Genomic DNA, 20,600 nt, shown 5'->3' with positions numbered 1-20,600 from the left:
ACTTCCCAGAAAGTATAGCAAAGAAATGTTTGTTTGGCTAGCGAGATTCTGGCATTTTTCAAAAATTTTATTTTTATACTTTAGGAATAAATAGATCCCCGGCAGTCACTGCCATGATCGCTTTGATTGAGTGCAAACGATTTTCGGCTTGATCAAATTGACGAGCATACTTGCTACGAAAGACCTCGTCAGTGACTTCCATCTCAGAAATCCCATACGCCTGCGCTGCTTTTTTGCCATAAATAGTTTGTTCATCATGAAAAGCCGGTAAACAGTGCATAAAAATCACTTGGTCATTTTGCGTTTTTTCCATCAACGATTGGTTTACTTGATAAGGCAGCAGCTGTTCGATCCGCTCTTGAAATTTTTCTTCTTCGCCCATTGAAACCCAAACATCGGTATACACGACATCAGCGCCTAAAACACCTTGATCCACGTCATCCGTCACCAGGATCTTTGCGCCAGAGTGCTGAGCATAGGCTTGTGCTTGTTCGATAATGTTTGCTTCTGGCTGCAAGGCCTTTGGGGTGACGACATGAATATTGACCCCTAAAATCGCACTCGTCACTAACAAAGAATTGGCGACATTGTTGCGCCCATCCCCACAGTATGCGATGGTCAAGCCAGTCAGTTCACCGAAGTTTTCTTGAATGGTTAAAAAGTCAGCGATCATTTGTGTTGGATGCCAGTCATCCGTTAAGCCATTCCAAACAGGTACGCCTGAATAGTTGGCCAGATCTTCGACGACCTGTTGGCTAAAGCCGCGAAACTCGATCCCGTCAAACATGCGGCCGAATACTTTGGCGGTATCTTCAACGGATTCTTTAGACCCCAACTGAATATCATTGGCCCCTAAAAATTCCGGATGCGCCCCCAAATCCACCGCTGCAACTGTAAAGGCTGCTCGCGTCCGTGTCGAATTCTTTTCAAATAAAAGTGCAATATTTTTTCCTTCTAAGTAGCGATGTGGTTGATTGTTGGCTTTCATCCCTTTTAAGTGCTGGGAAAAATCAATTAAATATTGCAGTTCTTCTTTTGTGAAATCTTTCTCTGCTAAAAAACTGCGTCCTTTAAAAACTGATGTCATTGCATACCCGCCTCTCAAATAATTAATAAATATACATCAGAATATCAAATAATGAAATATAATACAACTATATCTTCTGTTTGCTCATAAATGAAACAAAAAAAACACCTAAGAACGGATCTTAGGTGCAATCATCTTAAGAAATCCTATGGGCAAAGCTGACACTTGGATCAGCATTCAATGAAAGGTCTGCTAGGTGCTGCTTTTTCAACGCAACATGGGCATAGGCACCAATCATGGCCGCATTATCTCCGCAAAGGCGCAACGGTGGAATCAACAGTTCTACCTCCGGCAATTCCTGCATTGCTTTTTGTAAAGCGTCACGCAAGCCTTGATTCGCGGCGACCCCGCCAGCGACGATCAGTTGTTTTACTGGATAGGCTTGGCATGCCCGCACTGTTTTGTGAACCAATACTTCGACTACGCTGGCTTGAAAACTGGCTGCTAGATTTTCTACTGACAATGCTTCCTCTCTTTGCTGTGCATTATGCACAAAGTTGATAAAGGAACTCTTCAAGCCACTGAAACTAAAATCAAAATTATCTTCTTGCATCATTGCTCGAGGAAAGTGATACGTATCACTACCTAGATGTGCAAGGCGATCAATTTCTTTCCCACTAGGATAAGGCAAACCGAGAACTCGACCGACTTTGTCATAGGCTTCACCAGCGGCATCATCTCTCGTTTCTCCGATGATCTCAAAAGAGCCATCTTCTGCCATATACACCAATTCGGTGTGGCCACCGCTGACCAATAATGCCATTAAAGGAAAAACCAATGGCTTCACTAGGCGAGCTGCATAAATATGTCCTGCCATGTGATTGACTGGAATCAGCGGTAAGCTGTGGGCCCACGCAAAGGCTTTTGCTGCAGAAAGCCCAATCAACAGTGCCCCAACCAACCCTGGACCATAGGTAGCAGCAACAGCTGACAACTCTTCTGGTTGTGTGTTGGCTTGGGTCAATGCTTCGTCGATGCACAAAGTAATCTGTTCGACATGGTGACGACTAGCGACTTCTGGTACGACACCGCCGAAGCGCTGGTGGCTCTTGATCTGCGAAGCAACAATGTTACTTAAAATGGTGTCGCCGTTTTTAATCACTGCCACACTGGTTTCATCACAACTGCTTTCAATGGCTAAAATCAATTCATTCATTTGATTTTTTTCCGCCTACTTTCTTTTCCATAATCAACGCATCCTCTTCAGGATGACTGTAATATTTTTTTCTACGACCGATGACCGTATAGCCCATGCACAAATAAAGGGCCTGTGCTTGTAAATTCGACACACGTACTTCAAGATAGATCCGCCGACCATCGGTTTGTTCCACGAGCGATTCCATTTGTTTCAACAATTCTTTCGCCAAACCATGCCCTTGATATGCTGGTAAAACCGCTACATTAAACAGCTCTGCTTCATCCAGCACTTGCTGAAAACAGAGAAACCCAATCAGCTCTTGGTTGGTTTTTCCATAACGAAACAAATAGCGACTGTTGCTGTTTTGCAAATCTTGCTGAAATTGCTGCAAATTCCAAGGCGAGCCAAAGGGATAGCTCTGATCCGCCAATGACCAGAGCATTTGCGGTGTCGGGATCGTTTGATCTGCTTGTTCGTTAGTCATTTAAAAATTTCACCATATCCAATGCGTCTTCATTGCCTTCAGTGTAATACGCCGTTTTGATCGCCTGTGAAACAAACCCGAGGGTCCGATACAAACGTTGCGCATCACGATTGCCCAGGCGAACTTCTAATGTCAAACGGTCGCATTTGTTTTTCCTTGCATAACGTTCCATCTCTCCTATCAAGAAAGAACCGATCCCTTTTCCTTGATAATCAGGAATGATCGCGATATTGGTGATATGGGCATCAGCGCCTAAAATCCGCACCCCGATAAACCCAATCATCCGTTCATTATGCAAGATGCCCAAATAAAGATGTTTGACCCGTGAATAAAGTTCTGACAAAAAGGCGCTCTTGGTCCAAGGCAGTTCCCCAGCATACACGAGACGCTCCACCTGCAGCAGCTCTTTAATGTCATCACCGACTAATTCACGAACAACATACGTTTCCCCTCGTATCTCTTTTTTACGCTCTGGATATTGAATCTGACGGAAAAGAGCCAACTTTCCCGTCATCGTTTTAAATTTTTTCAACATAGGCATCCACTCCCGGTTCATGCGAGGCTAACCATTTTTCTTCGGCTTCAACTAATTTTAAGTAGTCCGGTACAAAATCATGGATCGAAGCCACCGGCGCTTCTTCTTTCGCAATAGCAGCTAAAACAACGCCATTCGGGTAATTCCATAACGACACTTGATTGATATGGGCTGTCGGCAGTTCCGCCTCGATCATGTCCTTAAATTTGACGGTATCGGCGCCGACAAATAGGACTTCTTGACCATCGACTGCTTTTAGCTGGGTCAATAACTCAGACAGTGAGATATGCTGATCTTTGATCCTTGTTTCTAAGGTACCATTATGCCATTGGTAGGCACCTGCGTAGACATTTTGACGGCGAGCGTCAAACAACGGGACGATCACTTGCGATACGCCCACGCAATTGGCAGCGACTGCTTTCAAACTAGAAACACCAATCAGCGGGATGTTCAATGTTTGTGCCAGCGTTTTTGCTGTTGTGACACCGATGCGCAAACCCGTATACGAGCCAGGACCTTTCGCAACAACAATTTGCTCCAGCTCTTTAGGGGCCATCCCCACCGCCTGCATCAATCCATCAATGGCAGGCATCAATGCTGTGCTGTGGTTTTTGATCGCCATCGTCTGGCTTTGTCCCAACACTTCTTGACCATCGACCACCGCAACCGCCAGTGTCTGGTTTGAGGTATCAATCGCTAATGTTTTCATCTATCTTCTCCCCATTCAAAAAACTCTCTCATATTCTACCATATTCTAATCAAATGCCCAACCAAGTCTCCAAAAAGATGCCTGCGTTTAGAAAAAAAGCAATAGGACAACAATACCCGAACCTTTGAAAAAAGCAAGCACGGCTGCAGTTGCAAACCAGCGGGGCTGTTTAAAGGTTCGGGTAAGGCGATATTCATTTTTTTGTTATTTCATTAAAACTCAGTTGACGTGTGTAACGGTATCCTCCGATGATTCAACTGGTTGCTAAGAAGATTGGCGCGTAATCAGCTCCGTTGCGATCGTAACTTTTCGAGGAACGGGTGCTGCATTCGTAATGATATCCAGCAAGGTCGTCACTGCCAGCTCCCCCAGCCATTCCGTATGAACTTTGATGGTTGACAGAGTCGGAAAGACGTACTTTGCGACACTGACATCATTGAAGCCGATAATTGCGATCTTATCTGGAATCTTGATGTTTTTTTCTTGCAAAGCACGCATAGCGCCAATCGCTAAGGCATCACTGGAAGCAAATAAGGCACTTGGCAACTCTTTGTTTTGCTGCAAATACTCTTTCATCGCCTCATAACCGCCCTCTACTGTAAAGGGTGCGCTGAGATGATATTGCGGGTGGTGCAACTTCAACCGACGAAGCCGTTCCTCAAAAATCCGGCGCCGAGGGTCTTCGATTTCTTGGTGATGGTCCTTGGTAAACTCAACGCCTGATAACAAGCCGATCCTTTGGTGGCCTTTTGCAATAAAGTCATCGATCACTAAATCGACCGCTTGTTGAAAGTCCACCACCAGAGAATTGACGCCCTGGGCCAATGCGTCAAAATCGACCATCAACAAATTGGATTGGCTTTTTTTCAATTGACGAATCTGGTGATCATCGAATTTCCCTAGCGCGATCGTTCCATCGACGGCGGTATCAGACAATCCTTCATAGGGTTCTTTCAGCAAACGGATCCCTAATTCTTCGGTTTTGTTTTCAATCCCGATACGGATCGCTAAATAGTAAAGATCCGCTAATTCTTCCTCGGTATCAAACCATTGGATCAAGCGCATACTACTGGTTTCTGGCTGACTCTTTTTTTTATGTTTTGTGTAATTGAGTGCTTCTGCGGCTTTAAAAATTTTCTCTTTGGTTTCAGAACTGACCGATAATTCTGAATCGTAATTCAGCACCCGTGATACAGTGGCTGGCGAGACGCCAGCCTGTTGTGCAATATCTTTAATCGTTGCCATCTTCCAGCCTCCTTTTTTTGCGGGGAACTTTTTTATAAAGTAGCTATAAAGCGAGCAAAGGCCGCTTGCCCTGTCTGGTCTCGTTTAAAGACGCCTGCATGCGTCAATACTTGTGTAAAGACTTCTCCTAATGCATTGCGCAAAATCTGCGACACGTTTTCGGCATTGCATTCTGGGTGCTGGGCTTTGATCGCATCTGCCCACGGTATATGGTAAGCCGCGATCTGATTGGGCTGATCCAATAGATAAGCAGTCACTTCTTCTAGTTCCGGAGCTAAACGCGGTGGGAGAACTGCCAAACCCATGACTTCAATCAATCCGATATTTTCTTTTTTGATATGCTGCACTTCTTGATGTGGATGAAAAATGCCGTCAGGATGTTCTTTGGAAACATTATTATCCCGCAAGACTAAGTCCATTTCAAACAGCCCTCCTTGCTTGCGGGCGATCGGTGTCACTGTATGATGAGCCGTCCCATCTTCTGAAAAAGCATGGATCGAAACACTTGGATCTGAGTACTGTTGCCATTGGGCTAACACATATTGGCAAGCGGCGGCTAATTTTTGTTTGTTTTTCGCTTGTAATCGTATCACCGACATTGGCCACTTCACGATCCCCGCAGCTACATCAGGAAACCCAGTCAAAGAAAAGTGTTGTTCGATTGGCGCTTTTGCCATGGCAAACGTATGCCGCCCTCCTTGGTAATGGTCATGGGACAAGATCGAACCCCCAACGATCGGCAGATCGGCATTGGACCCGACAAAATAATGCGGCATCACTTCAATGATCTGCAACAAGCGAGCGAAGGTTTGCAAATTGATTTTCATAGGCCGATGGTCTAAAGAAAGAAAAATCGAATGCTCATTGTAATAGGCGTAAGGAGAATATTGGAAGCCCCACGCTTCATTATCCAAATTCATACGAATGATCCGATGATTGGTCCGCGCTGGGTAATTGACCCTTCCTTGGTAGCCTTCATTTTCCAAACACAACATACATTTCGGATAATCTACAGAAGCAGCGGTACCTTCTTGGGCAATTTGCTTCGGATCTTTTTCAGGTTTTGATAAATTGATCGTGATCTCGATCTCCCCATACTCCGTATCAACAGGAAAGACGATATTTTTAGCGATGGCCCGAGTCTTGATGTAATCATTTTGACGGCACAGCTCAAAGAAATAATCCGTCGCTTCTTTAGGATCATTGGCATAATGTTGCGCAAAAAAAGCATTGACTACTGAAGGTGGTGGCGTCAAAAAGTCCATCAACTGGGCTTCAAAGATTTCTCTTTCTGCGTGAGAATCGCCAATTTGCTGATTGCTCAATGCACATGCCACCAGTTCGTCCATCATTTCAATCGAGGAACGAGCAACAGAACGAATTTCGCTTGGCTCAAAAACAGCTTCCCCGATCATAGCTAGTACTCGGTTTTGCAAATAAATACGATCCATTTCCATCCAGCCGCCAGCCTTGATTGCTAAAGTGACGAAATCGCTGATTGTTTGGCTGATCGTCATTGGTTATTCCTCCTGCCCTTGATACCCATTTGGATGGCTGACATGCCAATTCCAAGCAGTCTCGATGATTGCTTCGACGTCGGTATAGACTGGTTTCCAGCCTAAAACCTTTCGTGCTTTTTCACTCGATGCCACTAAGGTACTTGGATCACCGGCACGGCGAGGCGCCACTCTGGCTGGGATCTCTTTTTTCGTTACATTGCGGGCCGCTTCCACCATTTCTTTCACAGAGTACCCATGATTGCTGCCTAAATTGAAGACATTGCTCTCATTGCCTTTTTGTAAATATTCTAATGCCAACAGGTGAGCAGCGATCAGATCTTCGACATGGACATAATCACGAACACAAGTCCCATCTGGAGTATCGTAATCCTCCCCAAAAATCGCGACTTCTTTTCGTTGTCCTAAAGCAGCTTGTAAGATGATCGGTACTAAGTGTGTTTCTGGATCATGGTCTTCACCGATCGAAGCATCCGACTTCGCGCCAGCCACATTGAAATAACGCAATGCGACATACTTCATACCATAGGCTTCATCGCACCAACGCATCATTTTTTCCATGATCAACTTGCTTTCGCCATAAGGATTTTTAGGATTTGTTGGGGTTTCTTCCGTGATTGGACTATGATCAGGTTCCCCATAGGTTGCTGCTGTAGAAGAAAAGACAATATGTTTCACTTGATGTTCCTTCATCACTTCTAAGAGGACCTGCATCCCATACACATTATTGTTGAAATATTTCAATGGTTTTTCTACGGATTCCCCCACCAAAGAGCTGGCAGCAAAGTGAATCACGCCGTCGATCATTTCTTTTTCAAAAACCGATTGTAAAAATGCTTTGTCGCGAATATCCCCTTCATAAAAGGTTGCTGCTGGATGGATCGCTTGGCGATGTCCTGTCAGCAAATTGTCAACGACAACGACTTGTTTTCCTTGTCCGATCAATTGATCGACTGCATGAGAACCGATATAGCCGGCTCCTCCTAATACTAAAATCGCCATATTTTCAGCCTTCTTTCTAAATTCCTTCATCATTTCTTATTCTACAGTTTTCGTGCACCATCATCAATACTTGCTTGATAAATGTCGGTTGCGTAGCCGATTTCTGCTAAATAGGTTGCTTTGACGGACGCTTCAAAATCAGCCCATTCACTTGCTTTGACCAATGCGATCCCGCAGCCGCCAAAGCCCGCACCAGTCATCCGCGCACCTAAAACAGCAGGATGCGCTTGAGCAGCTGCGACTAATGTATCTAGTTCACGCCCTGTCACTTCATAATCATCCCGCAATGAAGCATGCGAAGCATTTAACAACTGGCCGAATTCTTCAAGATCACCAGCAGTCAAAGCGGCTTTTGCTTTTAATGTCCGTTGGTTTTCCGTCACTGCATGTTTCGCCCGTTTGATCAAGCGTGGATCATCGATCAATGCTGTATTTGCAAAAAAGGTTGCTTCGTCCAATGCGCCCAATGAATCAACGGCTAATGATTTTTGCAAACGAGCTAATGCTTCTTCACATTCTGCACGTCGTTCATTGTATTTAGAATCAGCCAATTCGCGGCGCTTATTGGTATTCATGATCGCTACGACATAATCACCAAATGCCGCTGGTACGACTTCATAATTTAAAGTGTTCGTATCTAAAAGCAATGCATGGTCTTTTTGACCCATTCCGATCGCAAATTGATCCATGATCCCTGAGTTAACGCCAATAAACTCATTTTCGACTTTTTTGCCGATTTTAACTAAGTCCAAGGTCTTCAGGGTTAAATCAAAGAGATCTTTTAGACAAACCCCCGTCAGCAATTCAATCGATGCAGAAGAAGAAAGACCTGCGCCATTCGGAATGTTGCCATAAAAAGCGATGTCAAAGCCACGATCGATCCCTTGCCCCGCTTCTTTTAGGAAACGAACGACCCCTTTCGGATAGTTTGTCCAATCATCTTCTTTTCGGTAATCTAGCTCATCTAACTGAAAGGAGATCACGCCTTTTTCTGGAAAATTCTCTGAATAGAGTTGGATCAACTGGTCTTCACGTTTTCGTGCTACTGCATACGTCCCTAATGTGATTGCCGCCGGGAAAACATAACCGCCATTGTAATCTGTGTGTTCACCGATCAAGTTGATTCTCCCTGGCGCAAAATACATGCCTGTGCCTGCTGTTCCAAATTTATCAATAAATATCTGTTGCAATTGCTCCATTTTTCTCACTCCCACTTTCTTTTTAGTAAACTTATTGTAAATTATTTACTAAATTATTTCAAGCGTTTTCAATCCCAAAAGTGATTTTTTTTGATATTTTTTCCGTTTTCATTCATAATGAACCTATAACTAAAGGCGAGGTGTTTAATGATGAAACGATTTCTTTCAGGATTTTTAGTAGGAACAGTCGCAACGGTTGCTGCAGCTGCAAGTGTTGTTATGACGGTCAAGAAACAAGTGATTGATCCAATTGACGAACAACAAGCAGATCATGATGAAAAACGGAAACGCGCGATGCGTAAAAGCGTTGCCCGCTAATCATTTGCTACAAAAGAGCCGTCAGCCTTCAATAGGCTGGCGGCTCTTTTAGGTAATCATTCTGCCTTCTCCAGTAAGTCCTGCAAAATCACGGCTTGATTTTGTTCTTCATTTTTCGCTCCGTATAGTAAGGTCACGGTCTGTTGTTCAGCAACCAACGCTTTTAACCGTGCCAAGGCATCTTTAGCTGGCGCTTTCTCTAATTCTTGTAGATAGCAGCCTTTAAAGTCATCAAAACGTTCAGGATCATGCCCAAACCATTTGCGCAATTCAGTACTTGGTGCGACTGCTTTGAGCCATAGATCGATCTGGGCTGCCTCCTTTTTCATTCCTCTAGGCCAGATGCGATCCACCAATACCCGATAGCCATCTGTCGTTTCCGCCACTTCATAAATTCTTTTTCGCTTGATCAACGCACACTCTCCTTATCGATAGACCTAAGTTCTATAAATAAAGGCAAAAGCCCACAATGTAAATTGAATAATGACTTACTTGAAACACTCCATTTGGTGTTTCGTCACTCATTCAAATTTGCTTGTGTTCTTTTGCCTTGAGTTCTCTGTTTTATAAACTATTTTTCTTTTTCGTCTTGCCGCTCCAACCTTCATACCCTTCTTTTAGGATATAGACATTGGTAAAGCCTTCTTTACGTAATTTATTTGCTGCCCGAATACTCAACGATTTACGCGTGTCATATAAGTAGATTGGTTGATCTCTACGAAATGCGCTGAAGGAATTGGTTAAAACCGTAAAGGGAATATTACGCGCCCCTAAAATATGCCCACTGTCAAATTCATTTTTTTCCCGAACGTCGATCACTTGGGCTTTCTTCATTCCTGCTTTAAATTCATCTTCTGAGATGATCGTTGCTGAACGGCGTCCCATAATTTGAAAATACGCCCAGTTCAAAGCGATTGCTAAGATTATTAATGCCAAAACCAAGTTTAGCCACATAATTGGTGTCATTTCTTCTATTCCTCTCTATTGTAACAAACATTCTTTTTTGATTTATGCTGCTTTAATGTATCATTGCCTAGCAGCTTGTCATCTATGCTTTTGCTGCAAACTGCAAAGCTAATGATGCTGCCCCAATCACACCGGCATCATTCCCAAGTTCGGCCAATTTGATTTCAGTACTTTCCGTTACCTGTGGGAAGGTAAATTGAGCAAAGTAGGCAGCAACCCGTTCACGTAAAAATTCACCGGCTGCCGATACGCCTCCACCTAAAACGATACTTGATGGATTTAATGTGTTTCCTAGGTTTCCGCATGCCAACCCAAGGTAGAAGCACACTTTATCAACGACCATCAAGCCAAATGAATCGTTTGCTTGAGCCGCTTCAAAAATATCTTTACTTGAAACATCTTCCCCATTGTCCAGCTGTTGTTTCAATGCCGAGTCGCCAGCATATTCTTCTGCCAACTGTCGAGCAACTCGCACAACACCCGTCGCACTAGAAACAGTTTCTAAACAACCACGTTTGCCGCAAGTACATTCGAACCCTTCAGGATCAACAGTGATATGACCGATTTCTCCGGCACAACCAGCAACCCCATGAAGCAATTGCCCTTCCATGATGATACCGCCGCCAACACCTGTACCTAGTGTGATAAAGATGACATCAGGATTGTTATCCCCTGCCCCTTTCCAACGCTCACCTAAAGCTGCTACATTGGCATCGTTATCGATGGCAAATGGGATTTTTGTGCCTTTTTCAATCAGTTCTTTGACTGGCTGAAGTGTTTTCCAGTTCAGATTGTAGGCACCTATGACGGTTCCTTTGTCACGGTCGACACTTCCTGGTGTCCCCATACCAATACCGATAAATGCTTCCGGCTGTAAGCCATATAATTCTAGGCGATGATTGATCGATGCCACGATTTCTGGCACGATATGTGAGCCTTCATCAAGAATATTGGTGTCAATACTCCATTTTTGCTGAATCTCGCCTTCGCTCGTTAAAATAGCGAATTTCACAGTTGTTCCGCCTAAATCAATTCCGATGATTTTTTTGTCCATCACTTGTTTTCCTCCCGGCTTTCTTCAATTCGATGCTCCCGCGTAAGAATTCGCCGGGCAGTCAGATATACATCCCGATCTATCAAGCGACTGTCATAAAAGTTTTTCAACTCGATTTGCATCAGTTCTATATCGTAGATCCGCTTGCCGACATATACGTAAACACCAAATTGTTTCAGTAATTGTTGTACGTCATATAACGTTTCCATTTAACCACTTCCTGCTTATTATACAAGTAATTAATATTTTTTAAAACCATATATCACAAAAATAGCCAATAAGAAAACAAAGAGTCCGCCAGAGAGGATTCTGGTGTGGATCGAATATTTTCCATAGTTCTTTGGCAATGCCAAAAGATTCCCTAACAATAACCCACCGAGGATCCCGCCAATGTGTCCCCACATATCAATCGTTTGATCAAACACCCCAAAAACCAGGTTCAATCCAACGAATAGGGCAAATTGCCGTACCATTGCTTGGATGCGGTAATCATTTCTAAAATGCCAACCTAAAATCAAAAATGCCCCGAAAAGCCCGAATAATGAAGTACTAGCGCCTGCTGATTGAACCCCTATTTGGTTGAAAGCAAAACTCATGGTATTGCCCATGATGCCGCTTAGTAAATACAAGGCAAAAAAACGGCTATGACCATAGATGGCTTCTACTTGTTGCCCCATATAATATAGAATCACAGAGTTGATTGCAAAATGTGCCAACCCGAAATGCAGAAAGATTGGGGTAACGAAACGCCAATATTCATTTAAATAGACGACAAACGGACCAAACATCACCCCGCCTGATTGAATAGAGGGACTAAAATAACCCAAGATAAACACAATAGTTTGGATAGCTAAAAATAGATACGTGAAGATCGGCTGATTCAGCCATCTTTTCATTTGAGAATTCATTGACGTGCTCCTTTACGTGCGAATAAGCGAATCCGTATAGATTTTATCGATTGGAATGTCGAATACATCTGGTGTCCATTGATCGTTGAATTGTTCTCCGAAGACCAAAGAAACGGTCTTGCCATCAAAAGCTGACAAGAAACGATCATAATAGCCGCCGCCAAAGCCGATGCGATAGCCTTTTTTCGAAAAAGCCAAGCCGGGAACAATGAGTAAATCCAAGTGATGGGCTTCTTGCTCACTGATCGGCTCTTCAACCCCAAATGCCGACGTTTCATAACGCGTTGCCGGCTCCACATGATAAAACTGCAATTTTTTTTGTTGTGCTTTCGGCACTGCGATTCGTTTGTTTTGTTCAAATCCTTTAGCAAAAATAGCCGCTGTATCAAATTCAAATGGCAACGAACGGATCACTCCTACTGACTTAGCCGTTTGCCAAAGCTGAGAAGAAAACAGCAACTGCAAAATCACCGTTTCTTTCTGCTGCTTTTGTTTGCTCGGCATTTTTTTTAATGTTTGGATCATGTGCTCTCTAATGACTGGTTTTTCCATTGGATCACTCCTCTCAGAAATAGTACCAAAAACTGTGTCCAAATAGCAAACTAGAATCGCAGATTTCTTGGCAAGATAATGACTATCTGCTCATCCTTCTTTACGCCGGATCAGTAAAAAGACAAAGTACGGTGCCCCCACGATAGAAATGATGATACCAGCTGGGATCTCACCGCTTGTCAATAGTAAACGACCGATCGTATCACTTACTAAGACCAGCAGACTGCCGATCATTCCCGCTAAGAAAAAGGCACTGCGAGATTCTCTGCCGATGAGTCCCTTGGCGATATGAGGCGCCAATAAGCCCACAAAAGCTAAATTACCGGTATAGCCAACCGTACTGGCAGCCAAACCAACCGCAATCACTAAAAACCACGTCCGCAACCGTGTCAAAGAAACCCCTAAGCTAATTGCCTGTTCCTCACCAAAACCAAGCAGATTAAGTTTAGGTACGGTCCAGAAAGCTGCGACAGACAATACGATGACCCAAGGAAGCAGACTGGTAATTTGCTGCCACGAGGTTCCCCAGATAGATCCAGAAAGCCATGCTGTTACAAAGCGATAGCGGTCTTTTGATAATTCCACCGTAAAAAGTAAAGTAGCCGCGGCCAACCCTGCATTGACGGCGATTCCCGCCAGCAGCACTCGCTCCACCGACAACAATTGGCGGTGTTTATAGGCAATCAAATAGACCAGTACAGCAGCCAACAAGCCACCGAAGATCCCAACGACAGGTAAAAGCTGCGATCCTTGGGTATAAACCCCTAAGTAGATCATTACAAAGAGACCCGCGCCATTGTTGATTCCTACGATACTTGCATCAGCCAGCTCGTTTCTCGTCACCCCCTGCAAGACAAAACCAGAAAAACCAAAGGCACCGCCGGCGATCAGCGCCAGACAAGCCCGTGGTAGTCGAAACTCAGTAAACGTCAGTACCTGACTCGAAGAAGCCGTACCTTGAATGATTGCCCCTAATGTCTGAAAGGTTAAGATTGTTTTTCCCACCATGACACTTCCTAAAAAAGCCGCCATCACCAGTAGAAAAAAAACAAAGAGTGTTTTTTTCATCAGTCTTCCCTCCGTATCTTGACCAATAGAAAAGGCACACCGATCAATGCCATCAGTATCCCAAAGGGTGTCTCAAAAGGGGGATTGATCAAGCGACCTGCCAGATCAGCGGCCATCACTAGGGTCCCACCTCCAATGATCGTCAAAGGCAAAATCAATTGGTAGTTTTTGCCCACCATCCCCCGCACGACATGAGGAACCATTAAGCCGACAAAGCTGACCGGTCCAACAAGTGAAACCGCCATTCCCGCCAAAACTACGACTAACAGTAAGGCAGATGCCCGAATCAGATGCGGGTGCTTGCCTAATGAAATGACGGTGTCATCTCCTAGTGCTAACAGATTGAGGGCTTTTCCTAGCCGTAGCACAAAAACGATGGCGATCAGATAGATGGGGCCCACAAAACGCAGTTGCTGCCAAGTCACATTCGCCGCACCACCGATAAACCAAAAGGCTAGCTCTTGGTTTAAATCAAATTGCAATGACAGAGTTTGACTAATGGCTGAGAAAAAAGAACTTAATGCCACACCAGCCAAAATCAGTCCCGTGGGCGACATGCCTAGTTTGGCGTATCTGGTCAGTAAAAAAAGCAGCCCAGTTGCCGCAAACGCACCAAAAAAGGAAAACAGCGCCGCTTGACTCGGTTGCACACTAGGAAAGAGGATAAATGCGATCGCTAGTCCCAAGGCAGCCCCACTATTGACACCTAAAAGACCACCATCTGCCAAGGGATTTCTCGTAATCCCCTGCATGATGGCTCCTGTAACAGCAAAACAACTTCCTACTAGAAAAGCAGCCAAAACACGTGGCAACCGAATATTGCGCAAGACTTGATGCAGCTGATTCTCATAATCAAAAGCAAAGACGGCATCCCAGATCGTTTCAAAAGAAAGGTCCGCTGCTCCTTGAGTGATCGCTAAAAAGAAACAGATAATAAAGCAGCCACTAAAAAGCAGCAGCAGCCAAGGAAACTTTTTCATATCTGCGCTCCTAACTCATAGGTCAAGACCAGCGGCTTTGTACTATTAGGAAAGGTACCTAACACGGCATCGATCTCAAACAAACGCTGCAGCCATTCTTTGGTCAGTACCGTTTCCGGTGTACCGGAAACCAAAAGCTCTCCACCTTTTAATGCGTAAATATAATCAGAAAAACGTGACGCATGATTCAGGTCATGAATCGACATAATGATCGTTTTCCCATAGGTTTTATTGATTTGCTGTAATAAGAGCAAAATTTCTAATTGATGCGCAGGATCTAAAAAGGTTGTTGGTTCATCTAAAATCACGATATCCGTATCTTGCGCCAGTGCCATGGCGATCCAAACGCGCTGCTTTTGCCCCCCTGACAGCGTACTGATCACTTCTTCTGCTAGTGCCGTCAAACCAGTTGCCTGCAAAGACCAGTCGATCGCTGCAAGATCTTGTTCCGATAAACTATTCAGTCCTTTTTGATAGGGAAAACGACCGTAAGAAACAATTTCGCGAATCGTCAAGCCAATCGATGAGTCGCTAACTTGTGAAAGCAGCGCAATCTTTTTAGCCACTTCTTTGGTTTTGATGTTCTGGAGGTTTTGTGTATCTAATAGGACCTCACCAGACAAAGGCTGTAAAATTCGGGCGAGTGCCTTTAAAAATGTCGATTTTCCACTGCCGTTCGGACCAATCAAGCCGATGATTTTCCCTTCTGGAATCTCAATTGTTAGATCTTGCACAATTTTTTGTTTTTGATAGCCGACACTCAAGTCAACTGTTCGTAATTTCGCCATATTCGTCCCCAAAATAATTGATTGATAATGCTTATCAATTATGAATGTAATCCTACTATTCGTCAATAGTTCTAAAAAAAGGAAATAAAAAAATAAGATTGACAAATCAGCGTTTCTCCGTAATAATAGCAATCAGCAAATGAGAATTATTCTCAATTAAAATGATAAGTGCTCATCTTTTAACAAAGGAGGAAGTTTTTCTATGAAACAATGGTCAAAAAGAAGTACTTGGCTTACCCTGCTAGCAGCCTGCTCCCTTACCCTACTGGGTGCTTGCGGTACGAATAATGACTCAACGGATAGCAGTGGAAAAGCCACTACTTCTTCAGAAATAGCAACAACCTTTACCGATGCGATGGGAAATGAAGTCACTGTTCCCGAAAACCCACAACGGGTGATCGGTAGTTACTTGGAAGATTATTTGGTCGCTTTAGGAGTAACCCCGGTTGCTCAATGGACAGTCGGCAATGACAGTGATCAAGCATACTTGCAAGACAAACTAGCAGATGTGCCAAGAATCAACTATGATCTGCCCTATGAAGATGTCTTGAGCTTTGAGCCAGACCTACTGCTGATGGATAGCAATTCCATGGTGGAAGGCGACAAATATGATCAGTACAGTAAGATCGCGCCGACCTATGTGGTCACAAATGGCGAGGAAGTAACCTGGCGTGAACGTCTGACAGATATCGCAAAGGTCTTACACAAAGAAGAGGAAGCTGCCCAAGTAGAAGCTGATTATGATGACTTAGTCGCTACTACCAAGGAAACGTACGCTGATCAAATCCAAGGCAAGTCGATTGCTGTTTTATGGGTGGTCAATAATTCTGTCTTCATGGTTTCAGAAACAAAATCAAGTGGTCAACTGCTGTATCACGAACTCGGTTTTGAAGTTCCCTCGCTTGTTTCAGAAATCAGTGAAAGTGCCACTGCTGACTGGTCTGCCGTTTCTCTGGAAAAATTGGCAGAATTGGATGCCGATTACTTGATTTTAGTGAATAGTGATAAAGGTGCTGATTTTTTCAGCGAACAAGTCTGGCAAAATCTTGATGCAGTCAAAAACAATCATTTATGGGAATTCGGTCCCGAATCAAGCTGGCTCTACAACGGTCCGATCGCCTATACCAAAATGATCGAAGATATCCAGAGCAAATTGGACTAATACGTTTCAAGTAATTCGTCAAGTAAAACTACTTAACAAATTTCAGGAAAAAGCTAGCATTCCCGCACAAAACATGCTATTATATTTTAGTCTGAGAGATTTCTTAGAGGATTCTTGTATCGTTAGGGGGGAAAATCATGCGCGTAAACATCACATTAGAGTGCACTTCTTGTAAAGAACGCAACTACTTATCAAACAAAAACAAACGTAACAATCCTGATCGTTTGGAAAAGAAAAAATATTGCCCACGTGAAAGAAAAGTTACTTTACACCGCGAAACAAAATAATGCTATTTAAGAAGTTCGCAAACGCTGATAACCAAGGCGTTTGCGAACTTCTTTTTTTTCAGACATTTTGCAATGATAGCTGCTGCATTTTTATTTCCCTCTTTACACAACCACTCCCCTATTTTCACTTATTTGCTTTGAACTTTTGAGCCAACTTTTTCTTTGAAGCGACGTATAAATAAATTTTAATGTATAATGTAAAAAAGAAACTAATGTTCAACAAAGGCGGCACATAGAACATGAACTAGCTTTTTCTTCTAGCTGTCCTTTCAATATACTTTGAGTGCCAGTCGATCCTTTCATGCTATACTGCCTACAGGAGGTGAACCCATGCTTGGCAATTTTACGTATCTACCTAGTAACTATCGTCTGTTTTATGGCGCTTTTCTTTTTGCTCTTATTGGAAATATGCTTTTCATTTTCATTAAACACCCTGCTTGGACCTTTAGCTTACCGACAGTGATTATCCTCTTCTTAATAAATGTCTTCTTTTGGACAAAATACAAGAAGAAAGTTATTCCTTGCACAACTGATGCACTGTTTTATGTTCTGCTCTTCCTATTGGTATTTTACAATCACTAACATAATGCTTATTTTGATACTAATTGTTTCTCTTTCCCCTATTTCGTCATAACGAAGGAGTGTTGATGCGATGGAGATTTCCCATATCACGTTGATCGTACAGAATTTAGCAAAGACGACAACGATGCTGGAAACATTGTTTGAAGCAGAGGAAATTTATGATAGCCGAGACCAGCCCCATTCTTACTTCCCAGAAAAATTCTTTTTGATCGATGGCTTATGGCTTGCTGTTATGGAGGATGCCTCCCAGAAGCTGCCGAAAACGTATAACCATATTGCCTTTAAAATCGATCAAACTCAAATCGATTCCTTGATTACGCGCATCCAAGGACTAGGATTGAAGATCGAAAAAGATCGTTCTCGTATCAAAGGCGAAGGTGCTTCCATTTATTTTTACGATGATGACAATCATTTGTTTGAACTACACACTGGTACGTTGGCTGAACGGTTGCACCATTACCGTCTGACAGAAACGAGGTAATCTTCATTGCTAGCAACTGCATTGACTGTTATGGAAAGAATTCCCACAAGAAAGGAAGAAAACAATGAAACTAGATATGGTTGGTATTATCACAAAAAACATGGAACAGGCACTGGCTTTTTATCAAGTACTTGGCTTCACACCATTAGGTCAGCACTCAGAAGATTATATGGAATTAGCAAACGACGGGGTTCGCATCTCCTTGAATAGCCGCAAAATGGTTGCCGGAATCTATGGGCATTCACCAATGACTGTGGGAGATACGATTGAATTAGCCTTTTTATGTGATTCCCCTGAAGAGGTTGATGCCCTTCATGCAAAAGTCGTAGCTGCCGGGTATCAGTCTTTCAAAGAACCTTGGTGTGCCTTTTGGGGGCAACGCTATGCCATCGTCAAAGATATAGACGGCAATCTCTTAAGTTTGTTTGCAATGCTACCTGCCGAAAATTGATTTAAGCTACGACAGTCGGTCCAATGGATCGGCTGTTTTTTTAATCACACCTTCGGGTAAAAAGACAAAATCACGTTTTTATGTCCAATCGGATTCTGATAACCTGAAATGAATTTATCCCTTATAAAACAACGTTTCCCATCATTATAAACCAAAAATAATCTCTCTATAAAAAAACAAATCCACCCATCCGCTCCTGTTCGCTTGACAAAAAAGAACAAACGTTCGTATAATCTCGGTAAGGAGTGATAAAAATGGGTGGTTTTAATTATGCGCTCGAGCCAAAACGCGATATCTTATTTATCGATGTCAAAAGTTTTTATGCTTCTGTCGAATGCATCTCGCGCGGATTAGACCCTATCCAAGCGATGCTGGTCGTCATGTCTCATTCTGACAATACTGGAAACGGCTTAATCTTAGCGGCTTCCCCAAAGGCAAAATCGGCTTTAGGAATTTCAAATGTGACCCGCAATGACAATCTGCCGACGCATCCCGATTTGTACAAAGCATCGCCACGTATGAGTTTTTATATCAAAGAAAACACCAAAGTCAATGATGTCTTTCGCAAATATGTTGGACAAGATGATTTGCTGCTCTATTCAATCGACGAAACGATGATGGATCTGACCCGTACACTGGATCTTTTCATTCCTGATAACACGATTTCTCGCGAAGAAAAACGTTGGCTGATTGCCCAGCAAATTCAAAAAGACATTTACGAAACAACGAAATTGTATGTCACCATCGGTATTGGTGACAATCCTTTGTTAGCAAAACTAGCTTTAGATAACGAATCCAAACACAACCGTTCCTTGATTGCCGAATGGACCTACGAAGATGTCCCGACAAAAGTTTGGCAAATCAACCCCATGACTGAGTTTTGGGGAATCGGTCGACGCACAGAAAAACGACTTCACTTGATGGGGATTGAATCTATTGAACAATTGGCTCATGCCAGTCCTGATCTTTTGCGCAGTCGCATGGGAATCATTGGTGAGCAGCTCTACCATCACGCTCACGGCATTGACCGCACCATTTTAGCCGAACCGACACCGCAGGTCATGGAAAAAAGCTACGGCAATAGTCAGGTCCTACATCGCAATTATTATTTACAAGAAGAAATCGAGATCGTCATCAAGGAAATGGCGGAGCAAGTTGCCGCTCGAATTCGCCGCCATCATTGTCAGACCGCTTGTATCAATGTTTACATCGGCGTAGCCTTTGGTGAAACTGCCTCTGGCTTTTCCCGACAAATGAAAATCCCGCCAACTGACAATACACGTAAGCTTGTGGCTCATTGCCTATTTCTCTTTCGAAAATTTTATACCGGGCAAGTCGTTCGCCACATCGGTATCACCTATTCAAAATTGGTTTATACAGAAAATGTCCAGCTGGATCTTTTTGAGCAAGCAGAAACGCAATTACGCCAGCGTAAATTAGATTTGATCATCGATAAGATTCGTGAGAAATACGGCTTCACTTCGATCGTTCATGCCACAAGCCGAATGGAAGGCGCTCGTGCCATTGCACGCAGCAAATTAGTCGGTGGTCACGCTGGTGGTCTAGATGGGATCGCCAACATAGGACCTGTCCATCAGCAAAAAGAAAAAGAACCGTTTGCTGATGGTTCAAAAAATACCGGCACTTGACTCGTTTTTCTTTCCTTTTCGATGACAAATCTTAAGATAACATTAACAAACGATCCATTTTTTAAAGATTTATGTAATTTCGAGGCCCCCATCTCCCCCTTTACTTCTTTCTAAGGTACTTTAATAGCAAGGAGTGTGAGCAGATGAAAATTGACAAAATCGAATACAAACGAGTCATCAATGGTGCGGGACACCTTGAGTACGATTTGCTGCAATATTTAGAAAAGAATCGGGCGACTGCTGCACAAAACCTGAAACAGTCTGAGATCGATTACCTTCTGGAAAAAGATATTCAGCATCGGATCATTCAACATGCTCGTAAGAGTTTCTTTGGCGATACAATCGTTTTAAAGGATGAATATGCCGAAGATTATCTTTTATTAAAAAAGTATACGGATATGTTCCAAGAAACATTCTAAAAAAAACGCAGAACCAACT

General features: G+C 43.3%; 26 protein-coding genes. 8 read left to right on the top strand and 18 right to left on the bottom strand.

What is annotated here, in order from left to right; all coding sequences use genetic code 11:
* Positions 1–73: 73 nt before the first annotated feature.
* The 9 genes from argF to IGK85_RS05375 all read right to left on the bottom strand — a co-directional run bounded on the left by argF (position 74) and on the right by IGK85_RS05375 (position 8,916).
* Positions 74–1,087 carry an ornithine carbamoyltransferase gene (gene argF, locus IGK85_RS05415; RefSeq protein WP_005237003.1) on the bottom strand — a complete coding sequence of 338 codons (1,014 nt, stop codon included), beginning with the start codon at positions 1,085–1,087 and terminating at the stop codon, positions 74–76.
* Between the two features lie 136 nt (positions 1,088–1,223).
* Complete coding sequence (gene tsaD, locus IGK85_RS05410) at positions 1,224–2,243, bottom strand: tRNA (adenosine(37)-N6)-threonylcarbamoyltransferase complex transferase subunit TsaD (RefSeq protein ID WP_008381103.1); 1,020 nt, start codon at positions 2,241–2,243, stop codon at positions 1,224–1,226.
* Positions 2,236–2,709 carry a ribosomal protein S18-alanine N-acetyltransferase gene (gene rimI / locus IGK85_RS05405; protein ID WP_008381101.1) on the bottom strand — a complete coding sequence of 158 codons (474 nt, stop codon included), beginning with the start codon at positions 2,707–2,709 and terminating at the stop codon, positions 2,236–2,238. Before rimI (IGK85_RS05405) ends, tsaD begins: the two co-directional genes overlap by 8 nt.
* Positions 2,702–3,244 carry a ribosomal protein S18-alanine N-acetyltransferase gene (gene rimI / locus IGK85_RS05400; RefSeq protein WP_008381099.1) on the bottom strand — a complete coding sequence of 181 codons (543 nt, stop codon included), beginning with the start codon at positions 3,242–3,244 and terminating at the stop codon, positions 2,702–2,704. The genes rimI (IGK85_RS05405) and rimI (IGK85_RS05400) overlap by 8 nt, the downstream gene beginning before the upstream one ends.
* On the bottom strand, positions 3,228–3,953 hold the full coding sequence (gene tsaB, locus IGK85_RS05395) for a tRNA (adenosine(37)-N6)-threonylcarbamoyltransferase complex dimerization subunit type 1 TsaB (RefSeq protein WP_008381097.1): 726 nt from the start codon (positions 3,951–3,953) through the stop codon (positions 3,228–3,230). The genes rimI (IGK85_RS05400) and tsaB overlap by 17 nt, the downstream gene beginning before the upstream one ends.
* Positions 3,954–4,217: 264 nt before the next feature.
* On the bottom strand, positions 4,218–5,198 hold the full coding sequence (locus IGK85_RS05390; protein ID WP_008381095.1) for a LacI family DNA-binding transcriptional regulator: 981 nt from the start codon (positions 5,196–5,198) through the stop codon (positions 4,218–4,220).
* A 32-nt stretch (positions 5,199–5,230) separates the two neighbouring features.
* Complete coding sequence (galT, locus tag IGK85_RS05385) at positions 5,231–6,715, bottom strand: UDP-glucose--hexose-1-phosphate uridylyltransferase (protein WP_008381093.1); 1,485 nt, start codon at positions 6,713–6,715, stop codon at positions 5,231–5,233.
* A gap of 3 nt (positions 6,716–6,718) precedes the next feature.
* Positions 6,719–7,717, bottom strand: a complete 999-nt coding sequence (gene galE, locus IGK85_RS05380; RefSeq protein ID WP_008381091.1) for a UDP-glucose 4-epimerase GalE — start codon at positions 7,715–7,717, stop codon at positions 6,719–6,721.
* 41 nt (positions 7,718–7,758) lie between these two features.
* The gene (locus IGK85_RS05375) at positions 7,759–8,916 is read right to left on the bottom strand and encodes a galactokinase (RefSeq protein WP_008381089.1); all 1,158 of its coding nucleotides are present in this window, start codon (positions 8,914–8,916) and stop codon (positions 7,759–7,761) included.
* 150 nt (positions 8,917–9,066) lie between these two features.
* On the opposite strand from IGK85_RS05375, the gene IGK85_RS05370 reads away from it, so the two are divergent.
* Complete coding sequence (locus IGK85_RS05370) at positions 9,067–9,234, top strand: DUF3042 family protein (RefSeq protein ID WP_017144401.1); 168 nt, start codon at positions 9,067–9,069, stop codon at positions 9,232–9,234.
* A 56-nt stretch (positions 9,235–9,290) separates the two neighbouring features.
* Here the strand turns inward: IGK85_RS05370 and IGK85_RS05365 are convergent, their stop codons facing one another.
* The 9 genes from IGK85_RS05365 to IGK85_RS05325 form a co-directional block, all read right to left on the bottom strand.
* Positions 9,291–9,647 carry a DUF488 domain-containing protein gene (locus IGK85_RS05365; RefSeq protein WP_008381086.1) on the bottom strand — a complete coding sequence of 119 codons (357 nt, stop codon included), beginning with the start codon at positions 9,645–9,647 and terminating at the stop codon, positions 9,291–9,293.
* Between the two features lie 151 nt (positions 9,648–9,798).
* The gene (locus IGK85_RS05360) at positions 9,799–10,200 is read right to left on the bottom strand and encodes a rhodanese-like domain-containing protein (RefSeq protein WP_005237036.1); all 402 of its coding nucleotides are present in this window, start codon (positions 10,198–10,200) and stop codon (positions 9,799–9,801) included.
* An 82-nt stretch (positions 10,201–10,282) separates the two neighbouring features.
* Positions 10,283–11,254, bottom strand: a complete 972-nt coding sequence (locus tag IGK85_RS05355; RefSeq protein WP_008381084.1) for an ROK family glucokinase — start codon at positions 11,252–11,254, stop codon at positions 10,283–10,285.
* The gene (locus tag IGK85_RS05350; protein WP_005229394.1) at positions 11,254–11,463 is read right to left on the bottom strand and encodes a YqgQ family protein; all 210 of its coding nucleotides are present in this window, start codon (positions 11,461–11,463) and stop codon (positions 11,254–11,256) included. The genes IGK85_RS05355 and IGK85_RS05350 overlap by 1 nt, the downstream gene beginning before the upstream one ends.
* 30 nt (positions 11,464–11,493) lie before the next feature.
* Positions 11,494–12,162, bottom strand: a complete 669-nt coding sequence (locus IGK85_RS05345) for a rhomboid family intramembrane serine protease (RefSeq protein ID WP_005237037.1) — start codon at positions 12,160–12,162, stop codon at positions 11,494–11,496.
* Positions 12,163–12,174: 12 nt separating this feature from the next.
* Positions 12,175–12,714, bottom strand: a complete 540-nt coding sequence (locus IGK85_RS05340; protein WP_008381081.1) for a 5-formyltetrahydrofolate cyclo-ligase — start codon at positions 12,712–12,714, stop codon at positions 12,175–12,177.
* A gap of 90 nt (positions 12,715–12,804) precedes the next feature.
* Positions 12,805–13,782 carry a FecCD family ABC transporter permease gene (locus IGK85_RS05335; protein WP_008381079.1) on the bottom strand — a complete coding sequence of 326 codons (978 nt, stop codon included), beginning with the start codon at positions 13,780–13,782 and terminating at the stop codon, positions 12,805–12,807.
* Positions 13,782–14,762 (bottom strand): FecCD family ABC transporter permease, encoded by a 981-nt coding sequence (locus tag IGK85_RS05330; protein ID WP_008381077.1) that lies wholly within the window; start codon positions 14,760–14,762, stop codon positions 13,782–13,784. Before IGK85_RS05330 ends, IGK85_RS05335 begins: the two co-directional genes overlap by 1 nt.
* Positions 14,759–15,550 carry an ABC transporter ATP-binding protein gene (locus tag IGK85_RS05325; protein WP_005237041.1) on the bottom strand — a complete coding sequence of 264 codons (792 nt, stop codon included), beginning with the start codon at positions 15,548–15,550 and terminating at the stop codon, positions 14,759–14,761. Before IGK85_RS05325 ends, IGK85_RS05330 begins: the two co-directional genes overlap by 4 nt.
* A gap of 202 nt (positions 15,551–15,752) precedes the next feature.
* Between IGK85_RS05325 and IGK85_RS05320 the strand changes: the two genes are divergently transcribed.
* The 7 genes from IGK85_RS05320 to IGK85_RS05290 all read left to right on the top strand — a co-directional run bounded on the left by IGK85_RS05320 (position 15,753) and on the right by IGK85_RS05290 (position 20,581).
* Entirely contained in the window at positions 15,753–16,712 is a 960-nt protein-coding gene (locus IGK85_RS05320; RefSeq protein ID WP_008381073.1) for an ABC transporter substrate-binding protein, read from the top strand.
* 137 nt (positions 16,713–16,849) lie between these two features.
* Positions 16,850–16,999 (top strand): 50S ribosomal protein L33, encoded by a 150-nt coding sequence (rpmG, locus tag IGK85_RS05315; protein ID WP_005229384.1) that lies wholly within the window; start codon positions 16,850–16,852, stop codon positions 16,997–16,999.
* A gap of 330 nt (positions 17,000–17,329) precedes the next feature.
* Positions 17,330–17,581 (top strand): hypothetical protein, encoded by a 252-nt coding sequence (locus IGK85_RS05310; RefSeq protein ID WP_005237045.1) that lies wholly within the window; start codon positions 17,330–17,332, stop codon positions 17,579–17,581.
* Positions 17,582–17,651: 70 nt separating this feature from the next.
* Entirely contained in the window at positions 17,652–18,062 is a 411-nt protein-coding gene (gene fosX / locus IGK85_RS05305; RefSeq protein ID WP_008381069.1) for a FosX/FosE/FosI family fosfomycin resistance hydrolase, read from the top strand.
* A 64-nt stretch (positions 18,063–18,126) separates the two neighbouring features.
* A complete protein-coding gene (locus IGK85_RS05300) occupies positions 18,127–18,513 on the top strand; it encodes a VOC family protein (protein ID WP_008381067.1) in 387 nt (128 codons plus the stop codon).
* A 254-nt stretch (positions 18,514–18,767) separates the two neighbouring features.
* Positions 18,768–20,162 (top strand): Y-family DNA polymerase, encoded by a 1,395-nt coding sequence (locus IGK85_RS05295; protein ID WP_005237054.1) that lies wholly within the window; start codon positions 18,768–18,770, stop codon positions 20,160–20,162.
* A gap of 143 nt (positions 20,163–20,305) precedes the next feature.
* Positions 20,306–20,581 carry a hypothetical protein gene (locus IGK85_RS05290; RefSeq protein ID WP_008381063.1) on the top strand — a complete coding sequence of 92 codons (276 nt, stop codon included), beginning with the start codon at positions 20,306–20,308 and terminating at the stop codon, positions 20,579–20,581.
* Positions 20,582–20,600: the final 19 nt, after the last annotated feature.

Source organism: Enterococcus sp. AZ015, assembly GCF_050499225.1.
In the GTDB taxonomy this organism is placed as follows: domain Bacteria; phylum Bacillota; class Bacilli; order Lactobacillales; family Enterococcaceae; genus Enterococcus_D; species Enterococcus_D entomosocium.
Note: the sequence above shows the minus strand (reverse complement) of the source record. Positions and strands in the feature narration are given on the sequence as shown.